The 17,345-nt window shown below is 70.8% G+C and carries 16 protein-coding genes; 5 read left to right on the top strand and 11 right to left on the bottom strand.

What is annotated here, in order from left to right; translation table 11 throughout:
* From EV292_RS14885 to EV292_RS14875, 3 genes are all read right to left on the bottom strand, one after another.
* Entirely contained in the window at positions 1–219 is a 219-nt protein-coding gene (locus tag EV292_RS14885) for a hypothetical protein (RefSeq protein WP_132910012.1), read from the bottom strand.
* A 149-nt stretch (positions 220–368) separates the two neighbouring features.
* Entirely contained in the window at positions 369–1,055 is a 687-nt protein-coding gene (gene gpmA / locus EV292_RS14880) for a 2,3-diphosphoglycerate-dependent phosphoglycerate mutase (RefSeq protein WP_132910011.1), read from the bottom strand.
* Positions 1,056–1,140: 85 nt separating this feature from the next.
* Positions 1,141–1,626, bottom strand: coding sequence for a GNAT family N-acetyltransferase (locus EV292_RS14875; protein WP_132910010.1), 486 nt, complete (start codon positions 1,624–1,626; stop codon positions 1,141–1,143).
* Positions 1,627–1,709: 83 nt separating this feature from the next.
* On the opposite strand from EV292_RS14875, the gene EV292_RS14870 reads away from it, so the two are divergent.
* From EV292_RS14870 to EV292_RS14860, 3 genes are all read left to right on the top strand, one after another.
* Positions 1,710–2,432, top strand: coding sequence for a dienelactone hydrolase family protein (locus EV292_RS14870; RefSeq protein WP_132910009.1), 723 nt, complete (start codon positions 1,710–1,712; stop codon positions 2,430–2,432).
* A gap of 147 nt (positions 2,433–2,579) precedes the next feature.
* Complete coding sequence (locus tag EV292_RS14865) at positions 2,580–3,023, top strand: DUF805 domain-containing protein (protein WP_132910008.1); 444 nt, start codon at positions 2,580–2,582, stop codon at positions 3,021–3,023.
* A gap of 101 nt (positions 3,024–3,124) precedes the next feature.
* On the top strand, positions 3,125–5,734 hold the full coding sequence (locus EV292_RS14860; protein WP_132910007.1) for a TonB-dependent receptor: 2,610 nt from the start codon (positions 3,125–3,127) through the stop codon (positions 5,732–5,734).
* Between the two features lie 75 nt (positions 5,735–5,809).
* Here the strand turns inward: EV292_RS14860 and EV292_RS14855 are convergent, their stop codons facing one another.
* Together EV292_RS14855 and EV292_RS14850 are read right to left on the bottom strand one after the other, a co-directional pair.
* Positions 5,810–6,433: a phosphatase PAP2 family protein gene (locus EV292_RS14855; RefSeq protein WP_165927128.1), complete on the bottom strand. Its 624-nt coding sequence runs from the start codon at positions 6,431–6,433 to the stop codon at positions 5,810–5,812.
* Positions 6,434–6,561: 128 nt separating this feature from the next.
* Positions 6,562–7,323 (bottom strand): hypothetical protein, encoded by a 762-nt coding sequence (locus EV292_RS14850; protein ID WP_132910005.1) that lies wholly within the window; start codon positions 7,321–7,323, stop codon positions 6,562–6,564.
* A 57-nt stretch (positions 7,324–7,380) separates the two neighbouring features.
* Between EV292_RS14850 and EV292_RS14845 the strand changes: the two genes are divergently transcribed.
* Positions 7,381–8,061: a tRNA (guanine(46)-N(7))-methyltransferase TrmB gene (locus EV292_RS14845; RefSeq protein WP_132910004.1), complete on the top strand. Its 681-nt coding sequence runs from the start codon at positions 7,381–7,383 to the stop codon at positions 8,059–8,061.
* A 34-nt stretch (positions 8,062–8,095) separates the two neighbouring features.
* On the opposite strand, the gene EV292_RS14840 is transcribed toward EV292_RS14845, so the two are convergent.
* The 4 genes from EV292_RS14840 to EV292_RS14825 all read right to left on the bottom strand — a co-directional run bounded on the left by EV292_RS14840 (position 8,096) and on the right by EV292_RS14825 (position 10,963).
* Positions 8,096–8,290 (bottom strand): hypothetical protein, encoded by a 195-nt coding sequence (locus EV292_RS14840; RefSeq protein WP_132910003.1) that lies wholly within the window; start codon positions 8,288–8,290, stop codon positions 8,096–8,098.
* A 121-nt stretch (positions 8,291–8,411) separates the two neighbouring features.
* A complete protein-coding gene (locus EV292_RS14835) occupies positions 8,412–9,062 on the bottom strand; it encodes an SOS response-associated peptidase family protein (RefSeq protein ID WP_132910002.1) in 651 nt (216 codons plus the stop codon).
* 192 nt (positions 9,063–9,254) lie between these two features.
* Positions 9,255–9,737, bottom strand: a complete 483-nt coding sequence (locus EV292_RS14830) for a glycine zipper 2TM domain-containing protein (RefSeq protein WP_132910001.1) — start codon at positions 9,735–9,737, stop codon at positions 9,255–9,257.
* 155 nt (positions 9,738–9,892) lie between these two features.
* Entirely contained in the window at positions 9,893–10,963 is a 1,071-nt protein-coding gene (locus EV292_RS14825; protein WP_132910000.1) for a glycosyl hydrolase, read from the bottom strand.
* Between the two features lie 113 nt (positions 10,964–11,076).
* On the opposite strand from EV292_RS14825, the gene EV292_RS14820 reads away from it, so the two are divergent.
* Positions 11,077–11,223, top strand: a complete 147-nt coding sequence (locus tag EV292_RS14820; RefSeq protein WP_132909999.1) for a DUF2256 domain-containing protein — start codon at positions 11,077–11,079, stop codon at positions 11,221–11,223.
* A gap of 347 nt (positions 11,224–11,570) precedes the next feature.
* Here the strand turns inward: EV292_RS14820 and EV292_RS14815 are convergent, their stop codons facing one another.
* Entirely contained in the window at positions 11,571–13,658 is a 2,088-nt protein-coding gene (locus tag EV292_RS14815; protein ID WP_132909998.1) for a catalase, read from the bottom strand.
* A gap of 226 nt (positions 13,659–13,884) precedes the next feature.
* Positions 13,885–17,259: an autotransporter domain-containing protein gene (locus EV292_RS14810; RefSeq protein WP_243693795.1), complete on the bottom strand. Its 3,375-nt coding sequence runs from the start codon at positions 17,257–17,259 to the stop codon at positions 13,885–13,887.
* Positions 17,260–17,345 lie beyond the last annotated feature (86 nt).

Raw genomic sequence — 17,345 nt, 5'->3', positions numbered from 1 at the left:
TCAGCCGCGGACGGCGGCGGGCGCTTCGCTCACGCCGGGCGCGGCGGAGCGCGGCGTGGCCTCGCCGCCGGGGGGCGGCGCGAGACGCAGCACGCGCGCCGTCCCCGGCGGATCGCCGACGACATGGATGCGCAACCCGAAGACGAGCGCGGCGAGGACGATCGCAGCGGCGACGAGACACGCCAGCCGCAGCCAGGGACGCGAGGGGAGCAGGGCCATATCGGATTGTAGCGTGCGCCCCCGCCCCCGCGCGGGCGGCGCCGCCGCCGCGGGTCAGCGACGCGGGCACGACATCGGCCGTGCCGGGACCGCGCCCGGTGCCTCACCCGCATGAGCGCCGCTCGCTCCGCCTCACCGCTCCCTCGGCCTCACCGCTCGTTGAGGTAATAACGGTCCGTCGCCGCCAGCGCCGCGTCCAGCTCGTAGACGATCGGCTGGCCGGTCGGGATCTCCAGCCCGGTGATCTCGTCGTCGGGGATGTTCGAGAGGTGCTTCACCAGCGCGCGCAGCGAGTTGCCGTGCGCCGAGATCAGCACGCGCTGGCCGTCGCGCAGCGCGGGTGCGATCCGCTGCTCCCAATAGGGCAGGACGCGCGCGATCGTGTCCTTGAGGCTCTCGGTCGCGGGCACGTCGATCCCGGCGTAGCGGCGGTCACCCGAGAGATCGAAGGCGCTGCCCGCCTCCATCACCGGCGGCGGCACGTCGAAGCTGCGGCGCCAGATGTGGACCTGCTCGTCGCCGTGCTTGGCCGCGGTCTCGGCCTTGTTGAGCCCGGTCAGACCGCCGTAATGGCGCTCGTTGAGCCGCCAGTCCTTCTCCACCGGCAGCCACAGCCGCCCCATCGCCTCCAGCGCGAGGTCCAGCGTCTTGATCGCGCGCGTCTGCAGCGAGGTGAAGGTCTGGTCGAAGTCGAGCCCCTTGGCCGCCATCAGCTCGCCCGCGGCGCGCGCCTCGGCGGCGCCCTGCTCGGTGACGTCGACGTCCCACCAGCCGGTGAAGCGGTTCTCGAGGTTCCAGGCCGACTGGCCATGGCGGATCAGGACGAGCGTGGGCATCAGGGAACTCCTGCTAGAGCGAGACGGCTGCCTACGTGGCTGGGTCGCGCCGGGATAGCCTGTTTCCGCCCCGCGCCCGCGCCCCTCAAAGCGCGAGCATGAGGAACTGATTGTGCGGGCTGGTCCGATAATCGGCGAAGGCGGCGCAGGGCGCGAAGCCCGCGCGTCGGTACAATGCCAGCGCGGGGTCATAGGCCGGGGTGGTGCCCGTCTCGAGATAGAGACGCGCGAGCCCGAGCGCGCGCGCCTCGGCCACGATCGCCGCCAGGATCGCATGACCCGCGCCGCGGCCGCGATAGGCGTCGGCCGCGCGCATCGACTTGACCTCGCCGCTCGCCGCGTCGAGCCGCTTGAGCGCGCCGACCGCCGCGAGCGCGTCCTCGTCCCACGCCGCGAACAGGGCGACGTCGGGTGCGGCGAGCCGCGCCGCGTCGAGCGCGAACGAGAAGCCGGCAGGCGTCCCCGCGCGCTGATCGGCGACGTGCGCGGCGAGCAGGGCGGCCACCGCCGGCTCGGCGGGGTCGCCGCGCCGCACCGTCCAGGCGCGTCGCGCCCCCACCCGATCGCTCATCACCGTCCCCGCTTGTCGCTCGCCCGCCATGCTTCTAGCGGAAGAGGCGCGCGCGACCAATGCGCCTGCCCGGAGACTGAGCGATGACGATCACCCGCCGCCCGCTGCTCCACGACGGCCCCGGCGGCCGGTTCGAGGGCGTGTTCGCCTGGGACGATGCCGCCACGGGCGCGCGGCCCGCGATCCTGGTCGTGCCCAACATCCTCGGCCAGAAGGAGGCGGACAATCGCGTCGCGGAGGCGCTCGCGGCGCTCGGCTATGCCGCCTTCGCCTGCGACCTGTACGGCCAGGGTCGGCGCGCCGAGCGCGGTCCGGACATCGCGCGCTACATGGACGAGCTGAACGCCGATCGCACGCTGCTGCGCGACCGGCTCGCCGCCAGCCTCGCCGCGCTCGTCGCGCAGCCCGAGGTAGACGGCACGCGCGTCGCCGCGATCGGCTTTTGCTTCGGCGGCAAGTGCGTCCTCGACATGGCGCGGGCGGGGCTGGCGATCCGCGCCGCGGTGAGCTTCCACGGCGTGTACGACCGCCCCGATTACGCGAGCGTCTCGCCGATCACCGCCAAGCTGCTGGTGTGCCATGGCTGGGACGACCCGCTCGGCCCGCCCGAGGCGGTGGTGGCGCTGGCGGGCGAGCTGAGCGCGGCCGGCGCCGACTGGCAGATCCACGCTTATGGCAACGCCGGCCACGCCTTCACCGACGAGGCGCGGCGCGACTCGACCGTGCCCGGCGTCGCCTATGAGGAGCGCGCCGACCGCCGCAGCTGGGCCGCGATGCGCGGCTTCCTGGACGAGACGCTCGGCTGAGCGGCGCCCGCGGCGACCCGCCGCGGTGACGCGATCGCCATCCCGGGCCGCCGAACGACCCGGCCCGCCCCTGCCCGCCCGCTATGATTCCCCGGAGGGACGTGGGCGGCGCGGCGCCGCGCCACGCGATGCGTGGGGAGGCGGCACATGGATTATTTCATCCGGCCCTGGCGGCTCTATGCCGAGCCGACCGGGCGCGCGACGCGACGCGAATATGGCGCCTTTCTGCTGACCGCGGGCGGCGCGATTGCCCTCGCGCTCGCGCTCTCCGCGCTCGCGGCCGCGCGGCTCGAGCCGATCGAGCGCCACCAAGACGCGGTGGCGGGGCTCACCATGCTGGCACTGCTCGGTTTCGTGCTGCTGTTCGGCGCCGCGCCGCTCGCCGCCGTGACCGCGCGGCGGCTCCACGACCTCGGCCGCTCGGGCTGGTGGCTACCGGCGGGGCTCGCCGGCTGGCCGCTGCTGCTGCTGCTGCCCGGCTCGCCGGGAACCAACCGCTTCGGCATCGACCCGCGCGCGCCCCGTCGCGCGCGGGTGGCGGCAACGATCGTTAAGATCACGACAAGCTCACCGAAGATGAAAATAGGATGAGATCAAGATGTAAACGGCTGTCTCCAAACAGTCACTGAGACGCCACGTGCCACACGTATCGGCCCCGCGCCGGCTTTTCGGCCATTGAGGGGGGATCTTCCATGTCGCACGTCTCGCACCACCGTTGGCATCTGTTGGCGGGGATCGCCGCGCTCACCGTCACGGGTCCGGCGCTCGCCGTTCCGCGTCACGTCGAGGCCGCCGCGGTCGATCCCGCCGCCTCGCCCGCGGCCGACGCCCCGTCGACGCCCGACGCCGCCCCCGCCGCCGCCGCCGCCGCCGACGCGGAACTGCCGGGGCTCGACGAGGTGGTGGTCACCGCGACGCGACGCGAGACCAACCTCCAATCCACCCCGGTCGCGATCAACGTGCTGAGCACCCAGGCGCTGCAACAGCGCCACGTGCAGAGCCTCTACGACCTCGCCGACGGCGCGGTACCCAGCCTGCGCGTCGCCACCTTCGAGGCGCGGCAGAGCGCGCTGACCGTCGGCATCCGCGGCATCGTCCCGCTCGACGCCAACCAGCCCGCGCGCGAACAGGGCGTCGGCATCTATGTCGACGGCGTCTATCTCGGCCGCCAGCACGGGCTCAACGCCGCGCTGTTCGACGTCGAGCGCGTCGAGGTGCTCAAGGGCCCGCAGGGCACGTTGTTCGGGCGCAACACCGAGGGCGGCGCGCTCAACATCGTCACGCGCGCGCCCTCGGGCGAGTTCGAGGGGCGGGTGCGCGCGGGGATCGGCAATTACGGCGCCTATACCGGCGAGCTCCACCTCGATCTGCCGAGCTATCACGACGTCAGCGTCAAGGTGGACGGCGTGGTGCAATATCAGGGGCCGACCACGCGCAACCCGCTCGCGGGGCAGACCGGCTTCAATTACTACGACCGTCGCGGCGGCCGCATCGCGGCACGCTGGGCGCCGGTCGAGGGGCTGACCGACGATCTCTCCTACGATTACGGGCTCGACAAGAACTCGCCCTTCTACAGCCAGCTGCTGAACTACAATCCCAACGCCTGCGCCGGCACCGTCACCGCCAGCGTCGCGACCGCGCAATCGGCGGTGCCGCACTGCTACCTGCCGGGCACGCGATACGACACGCTCTCCGGCACGGTGAAGAAGCCGCTCCCGGGCGTGCGGATCAACGGCCGCAGCCGGATGAAGGTGGCCGATATCGGCGTGCCGCAGCAGCCCAGCGTCGACCAGACGCACGGCTTCACCAACCTGTTCAAATACAAGGCGTCGCCCGAGGTCGAGCTGCGGTCGATCACCGCGTGGCGCGGCGTCACCGCGACGCAATGGGACAATTCGGGCGGCGCGCATCGCACGCCCGTGGTCGACCTGACCGCCGCCTGCACCGCGGCATCGCCCTGCGCCTTCAGCCGCTACAGCCTCGCCGACCTGCGCCAGAACCAGTTCAGCCAGGAGTTCCAGGCGGTCGGCACGATCGACCAGTTCGACTACGTCGCGGGCCTCTATTATTTCAACGAGCATGTCAGCGACGACGCCGCCACGCCCAATTCCAACGGGGCGATCGCGGTGCTCGACGGCAACAACAAGGTGACCGGTGCGAATTACGTCGTGCTCGACCCGTGCCGCGGCTCGGGCGGGGTCGGTTCGCAGCCGGGCTGCCGTTCGCTCGACCGCGCGTCGGAGGTCTGGTCGAAGAGCTATGCCGCTTATGGCCAGATCACCTGGAACCCGATCGACCTGCTCCATCTCACCGCGGGCGGGCGCTACACGCGCGATACCAAGCGCGGCGTGCTGCATTACTCGCGCGGGGTGAATTACGACCTCGACTCGGCCAAGGCCAAGGCGGCGGGCTATCGGCCGCTGGATCGCGCCTGGGAGCGGTTCAACCCGGCGCTGACGCTGGCGGCGGACCTCAGCCAGGACGTCCATGCCTATGCCAAATACGCCACCGGCTATCGCGCCGGCGGCGCCAGCTCGCGCACCGCGAACTATCAGGCGTTCGGGCCGGAGGACATCACTTCCTATGAGGTCGGGCTCAAGTCCGATTTCTGGGCGCATCGCGGGCGGTTCAACATCGCGGGCTATGTGATGAACCGCAAGGACAGCCAGGTCGACATCAGCTCGATCCAGCCGTTCAACAACAGCAACTTCAACAATCTGGTGACGATCAACGCGCCGGGTAAGACCAAGATCAAGGGCATCGAGGCCGATCTGACGCTCAACCCGGTGGAGGGGCTGACGCTCAACGGCTCCTATGCCTATACCTATACCAAGATACCGCCGGTGCTGATCACCGCCACCGCGGGCGGGCAGACCACCAAGGTGCTGCAGGACTTCTTCATCGTCTTCACCCCGCGCAACGCGGCGAGCGGCGCGATCGACTATCGCGTGCCGGTCGGCGAGGGCAGCACCACATTCCGCCTGCACCTCGACGGCAATTACGCGCAATCGACCCAGGCGTTCGACCAGTTCGCGACGCGCAACGACGCCTCGCTGATCTTCAACGGGCGGCTGGCGCTCGCCGACATCGCGCTGGGCGAGGGCAAGCAGCGGCTCGAGGTGGCTTTGTGGGGGCGTAATCTGTTCGACGAACAATATGTCTTCCGCCGCGACCCGTCGAACAGCCTGCCCGCCGCGCCCAAGAAGAGCGTGACGGTCGGCGACATCAAGGACGTGCTCGGCGACTACGGCAATTTCAACGCGCCGCGCACCTTCGGGCTGGAGGCGCTGCTCACCTTCTGACGCGGTCGGCGGCGCGGCGACGGGACCGCGCCGCCGCTGCCGCTGCCGGGTGGCGGCGCGGCACCTGGCCGCGCATCAGCTCGGATGCGCCTCCGCCTCCGCCTCGGCGCGCGCGTCGCGCTGGCGCTCGACCCGTCGCGCCGCGGCGTCGAGCGCCCAGCTCGCCAGCCGCTCGGACAGGAAGCCGATCGCGGCGCCCGCGACCACGTCGCTGGCATAATGCGCGCCGCGCGTGACCTGGAGCGCGCCCGCCGCCCCCGCCGCGAGCCGCGCGGGCGTGCTCGCCCCCGGCGCCTCGTGACGGATCGACTCCGCCACCGCGACCGCCCCCGCGGTGTGGCCCGAGGGGAAGGCGTTGCGATCGGTGTCGTCGGTGCCATGCCCCTTGCCCAAAGCCGGGCGGTCGCCCGCGGCATTGGGGCGAACGCGGTCGACGCTCGCCTTGGACAGGGTCTTGAGCCCCGTCGCGACGAGATGGCTCGCCACCATCCGCGCGCCGCTGCGCGTCATCGCGGGGCGGCGCAGCAGCACGCCGAGCGCGAGCGTGCCGACACCGAGCGCGAGCAGCGGCGGCTCGTCGGTCGCCTTGGCCAGCGGGGTGAGCGCGCGCACCGCGGTGCTGCCGGCGAGCTGGTGCAGCGGCGCGAGCGCCTCATGCTCGCGTGCCGCCGCTTTCTTGACCGCCTTCTTCTTGCCCATCGCCCCGTTCCCTTCCCGTCCGCGTCGCAGCCGCAACGGTCGCGCGGGCACGCGGGTTGCGCGCGCCACCATCGCGCGCGCGACCCCGGCGGACAAGACCGGCCGACGCGGCCGCGACCCGGGGCGGCTCACATCGCCGCGGTATAGGCCGCGAACGGTTCCTCCAGCAGCATCCGCCCGTCGCGCCACACCTGCACCGAGCCGCCCGCCTGCGTCGCGTCGAGCGAGGTCGCGACGCGATAGACATAGCCGTCGCGCTCGAACTGGAAGGTGCGCCGCGACCGCGTGCTGTCCACCACGCGACCGCCGTCGACCGAGACCGAGGCGCGCGTGTCGCGCCCGCCCCAGGGCGCGCGCACCTCGTCCAACGCGGCGTCGTGATTGTAGCTGCGATAGCGATAGCCCTCGCGCTCGTTGCCGGTCACCTGGATCGATCGCCGCGCGGTGATCCCCAGCACGCGGGTCTGGGCGGCGAAGCGGCACCCGCTGGTGGTCGGCCCATAGCGCAGCGACACCACCGTCGGCGTCGTCGCGCCCGGCTCGACCATCTGCGGGTTGACCGTCTCCACCGCGCCCACCGCGCGTCCCTCGACATTGGTGAGCGTGTACCAGACATGCCCCATGCCGGCGTCGCCGGGACCGACCCGCACCGTGGCGCGATGCGTTGCCAGCCCGGGCTTGGCATAACTGGTCAGCGTCACCCGCCCCTGCGCGTCGGACGCGGACAGCGCGATCGCCCAGTCGTGATCGGTCGAATCGCACAGGAAGGCGGCGGGACGCCACGCGCCATCGACGCGCTGCATCGAGATCGCGCCCGACGAGCGCAACTGCGCCCCGCCCGCCACCGGCAGCGCCACCGCCGCCACCGCGCCGATCACCCACGCCCGCATCATCGTCCTCCGTTTCCCACGTTCCGTTTTGACGCGCGAGGCGATAGGCGGCGCTGCATGAACGATCCCACAACGATCCGCCGCCTCTACGGCCGCCGCCAGGGACATGCGCTGCGCGCGGGTCAGGCCGCGCTGGTGGAGGAGATGCTGCCCCGCCTCGCGCTGCCCGAACAGGGCGCGCTCGACTCGCGCGTGCTGTTCGGCGACGACCGCCCGCTCCAGCTCGAGATCGGCTTCGGCGCGGGCGAGCATCTCGCGGCGCAGGCCGAGGCGGCGCCGGGCACCGGCTTCATCGGCTGCGAGCCCTTCCTCAACGGCGTCGTCGGCGCGCTGGGGCATGTCCGCGATCGCTCGCTGACGAACGTGCGCATCCATATGGGCGACGCGCTGGAGGCGGTGGAGCGGCTACCCGACGCGTCGCTTGACCGCGTCTATCTGCTCCATCCCGATCCCTGGCCCAAGGCGCGCCACGCCAAGCGGCGCATGATGAACCATGGACCGCTCGACCTGATCGGGCGCAAGCTCAAGCCGGGCGCGGAGTTCCGCCTCGGCACCGACGATCCGACCTATTGCCGCTGGGCGATGATGATCATGGATCAGCGGCGCGATTTCGGCTGGACCGCGGCGCACCCCGCCGATTTCCTCACCCGCCCCGCCGACTGGCCCGAGACGCGCTACGAGCGCAAGGCGCGGCGCCAGGGGCATGAGGTCTGGTATTTCCGGTACATCCGCGGCTGAGCCGGTGCCGGGCGGCGGCGCCCGGCACGCGCGATCACACCGGCTTGGCACCCGCCGTGCCGCATTTGGCGAACTGGCCCTTGGCGTTCTTGCACTTGGTCGCCTTGGCGGGAGCGGTCGGGCATTTGACGAACTTGCCCGTCCTGGGATCCTTGCACGGCGCGGCGAGCGCCGGGGCCGTCCCCGCGAGCAGCGTCAGCGTGGCGACGGCGAGAGTGAGCGAACGCATCGGACATCCTCCGGCCCGACCATCGGGCACCGCGGATGCTACGCATAGTTAATCCACACTCAACCTAAATCAGCCAATCGTATCAGTCCCGTAACGTTCTCCTCGAGTCGACGATCCGCGGTCAGGTAAGGACTTCCTTGGGATCCTCCGCCAGCGTCGCGCGCATCAACTGCGAGGGATAGGGGCGCGCCAGCACGAGCGCCTCCTCGACCGGCGCCGTGAGCCAGTGCGCCTCGTCCTCGGGATCAAGCAGGACCGGCATCGCCTGGGGATGGATCGGCGCCACCAGCGGGTTGGGCTCGGTGGTGAGGAAGGCGACCACCGGCCCCGCGGCGGTAGGGCGCCACACGCCCGCGAAACTGGACAGCGGGAGACTCGGCACGTCGAACCAGTGCAGCGGCCGGTGCCCCTTGGCGCCGGGACCATATTCGCTGAAGCTGGTGAACGGGACGAGGCAGCGCCGCGCGGGATCGACCAGCGCCGAGCGCCAGAAGGGTGAGTCGGTGTTGCGCACGTTGGTGACCAAGGTGTCGATCAGCACGGGCCGCCCCGTCGCCGGATCGACGCGCTTGCCCGGGACGCGGCGGGGAAAGCCCCAGCGCATCACGTCGAGCCGGCGCTCGCCCGCTTCCTGGCGCACGACATAGACGGGTTTGTCGGGGAACAGCTCGGGCGCGGGGACGCTGAGATCGGGCGGAAAGGGTGCGCGCACGCCGTAACGCTCGGCGAGCGCGACCATCTGCCCTTCGGTCATGCGAAAGCGGTTGCACATCAGCCAGATGTGCCATGTTCCGCGCGCCCGCTCCAGCGCGCCGCGATCACGCGAGCGGCGCCAGCGCCCGCCGCGGCCACATCACCCGCCGCCCCGATGGTCCCGGCGTGGCGCGCGCGTCATCGGCCGCGACGACGCGCCGGTGCGGCGTGGAGGGGGCAGACGCCGCGCCCGCCCCCTTCCACCTTCCGATCAGCGGCGGCAATAATCGGCGTTGTCGGCGCGCTCCACCGCATTGCCCGCGAGCGCGCCGGCGCCAGCCCCGAGGATCGTCCCCAGCGTCCGGTCGCCGCGGCGATCGACCGTGCGGCCGAGCAGCCCGCCAGCGATCGCGCCGACGATCGACCCCGTCGTGCCGCTCTGGCACCGGCGCGCGTAACGATAGCGCCGGTCGTCGTAGCGCGCGCGATCGTCATAGACGCGCCGCTCGTACCGCTCGTACCCCAGATCGCGATCGTCCTCGGCATAGACCGGCTCGCGATTCCAGCCGTCGCGATAGGCGTGCCGATAGGCGCGCGCATGGTCGCGATAGCTGTCGTCGTCGTAATCGCGCGGGTCATAGTCGCGCTCATAGACCTCGCGCTCGTGGTAGCGCTGCGCCTGCGCCGCGACCGGCGCGAGCGTCGTGGCCGCCAGTGCGACCGAACCCAGCGCGACCGAGATCTTCCCCAGCATTGTTCCAGCTCCTGTCACTCGCCCGTCACGGCCTCGGCGGTCGCGACGGGTTCGTCATAGAAGCGCGCGGTTGAGCGCCGGCTGAATGCTCCGGTTAGCCGCGGTTCAGCCCGACCGCCGAAGTTTTCGGCGAACCGCTCGCAAGTGGTTACACATCAAAAGGAACCACCGATCGCGCCGCGATAGGCCTGCGCCACGGCCGGATATTGGCCGTCACTCAATTTCCCCGGATAGGCGGCATTCGAGTTCCAATAAGAGGCATAGACCACCTCATGTTCGGCGAACCAGCGCAGCGCCAAAGCGACATAGGGCGCGTCCGAGTCGCGGCTGACGCCCCATTCGGCGTAAGCGGTCGGCTTGGCGTGGCGGCGCGCGAAGTCCTGGTGCCACGCCAGCCCGTAACGTTCCGTCACCTTATACTGGAACGCGGCCGCGGGATCAGCAGGATCCCATTGATGATTATAGTAGAAATCCATGCCGATGAGATCCACCACATCGTCCCCGGGATAGCTGTCCTCCGGGTTGGTGCCGAAGTCGCCGACATTGGGCGTCCACTCGAAGCGGAACCGGTCGGACACGGCGCGGAAGCTGGCGACGAAGCGGCGGAACGCAGCGCGATAGTCGGCCTCCTTGCCCTTCGCGGCCCAGGGCTGCCAGTCGCCGTTGAACTCCCAGCCGGTGCGGACATGGATCGGCGCGCTGCCGGGGCGTTCCGCGACCAGCGTGGCGGCGGCACCGCGCCAGCGCGTGTCATAGTCGCCCGCCGCGGCGGCGGCGAGCGTCCCCTGCTCGGCGAAGAGCGGGATCGACCAATATTCGGTGCGCCCGACCCCGGCCCAGCGCCGCGCGAGCCAGCCGATCGAGTCGGACCAATCGTCCCACCCCGCGCGCCCGCTGAACAGCTGGACGCCATCGGCGGACCGGCCGAGCCACGCCTCATAGGCGGCGAGATCGGGCACGTCGTTGCCGACATAGACGACGGACTGGACGCGCGCGCTCGCGGCGGGCGTGGCCGCGACGCTGGGGGTCGGCGTGACCGCGGCCACCGGGGTCGGCGACGCGGCGGGGAGCGGGGTCGGCGTGGCGGCGGGCGCCGGCACGACGGTCACGGGCGCGGAGGGCGCGACCACCGCCGCCCCTGCGGTGCCGGCCCCGCCTTCACCACCCCCGCAGGCGGCGAGCGAGAGCGCGACGGCGAGCGGCACGATCGAACGGAAGGGCGGCATGAGGCGGTGCGCTCACTCTCGGGGAAGGGAGGGATCGCCCGTAGAGAAGCAAGGTTGTCATCCGGTTAGCCGCAGGGTGCGGAGCGACTCCGGCGGTCACGGGTTGCAGCGTGATGGCGCATCACAAGCCGCATCTGCCCGAGAAGATCTGCGCGAGCTGTCATCGCCCGTTCGCGTGGCGCAAGAAATGGGCGCGCGACTGGGAGGCGGTGCGCTATTGCTCGGATCGCTGCCGCGGCGTGGGCGCGCGCGAGGCGTGAAAGAGTGCCGCCGATCGCGCCCTCACCCCGGCGCGGATCGCGGTACAGGTGGGAATACGGGGGTAGGACTTACCAGAGACCTGTTCGTCCACGCTGCCCCGCGCCACGGGCGGTAGCTTCGGTGACTCCGGGCTCCGGCGTTCGCCGGAGCACGCCGTTGGCTCAGATGAGGTGGTTGAGAACGTCAGTTGCCGGCGTGCCCCGGCGCAGGCCGGGGCCCCGTGGGATGATCCAGGTGAGACACACCAGCCGGTCCCAACTGGGCCCCGGCCTGCGCCGGGGCACCGCCTCGAAACATTCCGGCGCATCGCGACGGTGGAGCGCACCCGGCGTGCGCACCCCCTCCTTCACGCCAGCGTGCGCACCTTCGGCTCGCGGTCCCAGTAGCGCTGCTTGGCGGCGTCGACGAAGCGCTCGAGGTCGGTCACGCCCGCGTCGGGCTCGACCCCGGCCTTGTCGAGCAACGGCTTGGACTCGTCATTGTGCCCGATCGCCTTGAGATGGCCGAAGGCGTCCATCACCCATTGCACCGCGGCGCCTTCCTTCACCAATCGGGCGCAGGCGTCGGCGGACAGGATCACCGCGCAGGCGTCGACCGTCACCGAGGGCTGGCCGAACAATTGCGCGTCCGCGGTCACCGTCGAGCCGTCGGACAGCGGCACCTTGCCGACCTTGGGCGCGATCGTCAGCGGATGGCCGCCCGCCCCCTTCACCGCGGCGATCAGCGAGTCATATTCCTCGCGGTCGCTGCCGTCGGCGAAGAAGATGCCGACAGTGCGCCCCTCCAACGTGTGCTTCTCGCGCGGGCCGCGCACGATCCGCAGCGCGGGTGAGATCGGCATGTCCCGCACCGGCGTCGCGGTCGGCGACGCCGCGGGCAGGTCGATCGCCAGCCCCTCGGCGACGCGGCGCGCCAGCTCCTCGTCGACGTTGCGCAGGTTGGCGAGCTGGGCGGTGCGGATGTGCGGCAGCGACACCTTGCTCAGCTCGAACACGAAGGCGGAGGCGATATGCGCCTGCTCGGCCGGGTCCATCGAGCGCCAGAACAGCCGCGCCTGCGAATAATGGTCGGCGAAGCTCTCCGGCCGGATGCGGAGCTTGGGACCCTGCTCCTCGGCGGGGAAGCTGTGGAAGCCGGTGGCCGGATCCTCGCGCGGCCCGCCGGGCTCACCGGCGAGGTGGAGGCTGTTGGGCTCGTAATTGGCGCGGCCCTTGGGCACCTGCATCTGCATATGGCCGTCGCGCTGCATGTTCATGAACGGGCAGCCGCCGGTCTCGGCGCGGCCCTTGGCCTGGTTGATCGGGAGCTGATGCCAGTTGGTCGAGCCGAGCCGCTTGATCTGCGTGTCCTGGTAGCTGAACAGCCGGCCCTGCAGCAACGGATCGTTGCTGTGGTCGATGCCGGGCACCAGGTGGCTCGGGCAGAAGGCCACCTGCTCGGTCTCGGCGAAGAAATTATCGGGGTAGCGATCGAGCACCATCTTGCCGACGATGCGGACGGGCAGCACCTCCTCGGGGATGATCTTGGTGGCGTCGAGCACGTCGTAGGGCTGGCTGTTGGCAAATTCCTCGTCGAACAGCTGCACGCCGAGGTCCCACTCGGGATAGTCGCCGCGCTGGATCCGCTCGAACAGGTCGCGGCGCTGGAAGTCGGGGTCGGCGCCGGCGATCTTCACCGTCTCGTCCCAGATCGTCGAGGCCAGGCCCGCGCGAGGCTTCCAGTGGAACTTGACGAAGGTGCTCTTCCCCTCCTTGCTGACGAAGCGGAAGGTGTGGATGCCGAACCCCTCCATCGTCGCGAAGCTGCGTGGCAGCGTGCGGTCCGACATCGCCCACATGATCATGTGGGTCGCCTCGGGCATCAGCGAGATGAAGTCCCAGAAGGTGTCGTGTGCGGTCGCCGCCTGGGGGTAGCCGCGATCGGCCTCCATCTTGGCGGCGTGGATCAGGTCGGGGAACTTGATCGCGTCCTGGATGAAGAAGACCGGTATGTTGTTCCCGACCAGGTCCCAATTGCCCTGGCGCGTGTAGAATTTGACCGCGAAGCCGCGCACGTCACGCGGCGTGTCGATCGAGCCCGCGCCGCCCGCCACGGTGGAGAAGCGCACGAACACGTCGGTGCGCTGGCCCTTCTTCTGGAACAGGTCGGCGGCGGTGATGTCGGCGAGGCTGTCGGTCACTTCGAAATAGCCGTGCGCCGCGCTGCCGCGCGCGTGGACGATCCGCTCGGGGATGCGCTCGTGATCGAAGTGATTGATCTTCTCGCGATAGACCTCGTCCTCCAGCAGCACCGGGCCGCGCGCGCCCGCCTTCAGCTGGTTCTGGTTGTCGCTGATCGGCATGCCGTGGTTGGTGGTGAGCACCGGATGGTCGGCGTCGCTCGCCTGATGGGTCTCGCCGCCGTTGCCGGGGGTGCGCAGGATCGTGTCGGTCATGGGATGAGGCCTCGCTTCGATGCCCCGCCAACGCGCACGCGGGCGGCGGGGTGCGGGATCGAAGCGGCGGGCGCGGCGGAACGTTCCCGCCGCGCGAGCGACCGGGATCAATTATCTATATGGTCGCCGTCGAACCGCGCGACGGCGACGCCGCGCGCGCGCGATGGCGGTACCTCCCTCCGACATCCCGGCGTCGTGCCGGCATGACGGAGGGCCACCGCCGCGCTCAGAAGCGCAGCCGCACCGAGGCGCGGTAGGCACGATCGCGCACGTCGCGACGACGCAGCGTGGTGTCCGCGCCGAGCGAGAGCGTCGCCGACCCGCTGTCCACCGCGATGCCCGCACCCAACTCGCCCCAGTCGCGGTCGCGACCCGGCAGCGCGAACCGCGCGTCGGGGCCGAGCCCCGCGGCGAAATTGGCGTCGAGCAGCGGCGTCGGATCGCGGAAATCATGGACGGCATAGAGCGATCCCCACGGCCGCACCGTGCCCGCTCCCGCGAGTTGCACCCCGGCCCGTGCCTGCACGCTGGTGTAGCGATGCCGGTCGAGCCGCAGCGCGGCAGGCCCGCCCGTCTCGAAGCTGGTGCCGAGATCGATCTGGCTCGCGCGCAGCGCGACGCGCGGCCCGAACCGCAACGTCCCCAGCGTCGAGTCCCGGCCGGCTCCCACCTCGGCCGAAATCGCCAGCGCGCGATCACGGCTGCGCAACGTCGACAGGCTACCCGCGAGGTCCGCGGCACGGCGCGTGCTGTGGAGCCACAATCCGGCGCTGTCCTGCGTGTCGAGGTAGAGCCCGCTTGCCCCCACCAGCTTGCCGTAGAGCGTGCCCTGGTACAATTCGCCGCGAGCCCCCTGCCCGGCGAGCGCGGTGGTGCCGGTCGCGCGCGTGTAGGAGAGCCCGAGCCCGACCAGCGCCGCGTCGCTCACCCGCGTCTCGAGCCCGCCGACCAGATACCAGCCGGAGATCGGGTCGCGCCCGCGGCGTCCGAGCGCGCTGGGAGTCGGCGTGGCGCTGCCGTCGAGATAGCCCGCAGCGACATAGCCCGCGACGTCCTCGGGCAGCGCGGCGGCGCGCGTCGTCACGGCCGCGGTGTCGCTCGCGACGGGCGGCTGCCCGGGCAGCCGCGTCAGCTCGGCGGCGGCGAGCTGGACCGGGTCGCCGGCCAGCGTGAGCTGTCCGTCGGTCACCGCGCGCGGATCGGCCGCACCCAGCCGCGCGCGATAGAAGCGCGCCATATTGTCGAGCGCGAGCGCGCCCAAGGCACGGTCGAGCCCCTCGGCGCGCGGCGCGAGCCCGTCGAGCGTGCGGCGGATCGTCGGCGCGTCCTGCAGGTCGAGCACGTCGTAGATCCCCGAGAGCGCCTGCTGCTGCCGCGCGCGCTCGCGATCGAGCAGCCCGGCATAGGCCCGCTGCGCGCGCGTGGGGGCGACCACGTCGGCGTAGCGACCGGCGTCGATCCGCGCGCTCACCGACGTGTCGCCGTACAGCAGGACGGGGGTGAGGATCGCGCTCAGCGGCGTCGCCGCGGCGAAATGGTGGATGCGCCCGCCGTCGTCATGCGCGAACCCGCCGTCGGCGGTGAGGAAGGTGTAGGTGTCCCCGGCCCGGATCCGCTGCCCCGCGACCGGCGCTAGCGCGACGGTTCCGCCCAGATCGGCGACGCCGCTGATCGAGAGCCGGTCGCTGGCGCCTTTCGCGCCCACGTCGACCAGCAGCACGTTCTTCGATGCGAGAATGAGGTTGCCGCCGATCTGGAGCGTCCCGATCGTGCCAACCTTCCCGGGCGCGATCACGCCCGAGACGCTGGTGAGATACGGCGTGTCGATCCGACCGCTGCCGGAGAGCTGACCGGCGAGCAGCAGATAATCACCGGGCGTGGAGACGAGACCGTCGACATGAACGAAGCCCGACAGCTGGTCGATCTCGATCAGGCTCGTCAGCCGGCCCGCCGCCGCGACCGATAAGCGCGCCCCGCTGCCCGCGACGGTGAACTTGTCGATCGTGGCGGCGGTGTCGAGCGTCGTGGTGCCCGCGGCGGACAGCGTGACGTCGAAATAGCGCGCGGCGCGGTGGGCGGCCGGATCGGGATCGATGTTGTCGGGTACGAAGCCGGTCGCTCCGGGCAGGCCGTTGGCGAGCGTCGGCGCGGGGAGCGCAGCCGGCGCCGGCGCCTGGTCCGCCGGCGGCGTCCCCAGGTCGGGCCGTTCAACGCCGCCGACGTAGTAACGCCGTGTTTTCACGTCGAAACAGACGTCATAGCCGTTGGCGGGTTCCTGGTCGCACGCCTGGCCGAAACTGCCGCCGCGCCCGTCGATCCCGGCGCCGGCGGTCGTGGGCACGCCATTGACCAGCTTGCCGTTCACGATCACGCGATAGGCTGGATCGACCAGCGTCTGCCAATGCGCGGGGTCGCTCCATTTGCCGTCGCCGCCAGTGGCGCCGACATAGCGATAGGGATTGTTCGCGGCGATGAAGTCCCAGTAGAGATAGAGCGGCTGGTAGAAGGCGAGGTTGCCATAGCCGCCGAGCTGCTGCGCCGAATAATAGCGGAACCCGGAGAGGACGCCGATCACCACCTTCTCGTCGAAGGTCCGGTCGAGGATCAGCGGGCCGCCGGAGTCACCCTGTCCGATCATGCCCTCCTTGGGGAGCGCGCGGTCCTTGGTCAGGTTGTAATCGGCAGGATCGGCCGCGTCCGTGCCGCGCCGGGGATCGTCGAAGTCGAGAAGGTACAGCGGCTGCCGCAGGCCGGAGAGCGGATTGGACAGGCCGACGTCCAGATCGTCCAACGAACCCAGCATCCCGATCATGTTCTCGGCGACGCGGCGACGAAAATCGATCGGGCCGACGGATCCAGTGATCCCGGTGCCATTGTGCCCGTAACCGGTGATCGTCACGTGATAGCCGGTGCCGTCATCCTCGCTGATGGCGCCGGGCGCCGGCAACGGCGAGAACAGCAACGCCCAGGTGGGAATGCCTTTGGCCGGCGTGTCCAGCGATGCCACCGCGACATCCGCCTGATAGAAGTTCTGATCGAGCCCCAGCCTGAGCGAGTCGGCATCATAGGCGACCTGGTTGACGTTATAGATGGCGTTGGTCGTGTCGGTGCGGTGACGACCGCTCCCCGAGCCCGACCAGATCCACGCGGCCCGGCGATTGTCCGCCTTGAACCCGAATGCGATCGGTATCTGACCCGCATTCGTGCCATAGCCGGAGGGATCCTGCGCCCCGCCCGCCATGCTCTCGTTGACGCAATGCGCGGCGAACAGGACCGTGCGCGGGTTGATCAGGGTGCCGGTGCAGAGGCCGAGATAGCCGCCGCCGAGATCCACGACCATCTGGCCGACGCCGTTGACGTCGGACGGGTCCAGCGCGCTATCCGGCGTGCCCGGTTGCGAGATGATGATCGCCGGCCTCGTTATCGGATCGGACGCATGGCCCTGCGCCGGCATCGTGATCGGGTCGGACGCACGGCCCTGCGCCGGCATCGTTATCGGATCGAACGCATGGCCCTGCGCCGCCGCCGTGGCGGCGATGCTGCCCAGCGCGCTGCCCAGCAGCAGCAACCCGCGCGCACTCCGCACCCCGTTGACCGACATATACCTTCCCCCTTCACCGCCCGATTGGCTTTAGGGAAAGGATAGGAGGATCGCCGGCGACGACGTCGGACGACGCCGTTCGGGTT

Origin of the sequence: Sphingomonas sp. BK235 (genome assembly GCF_004345855.1) — a bacterium.
Classification (GTDB): Bacteria; Pseudomonadota; Alphaproteobacteria; order Sphingomonadales; family Sphingomonadaceae; genus Sphingomonas.
This window is presented reverse-complemented; position numbering and strand designations above follow the sequence as displayed.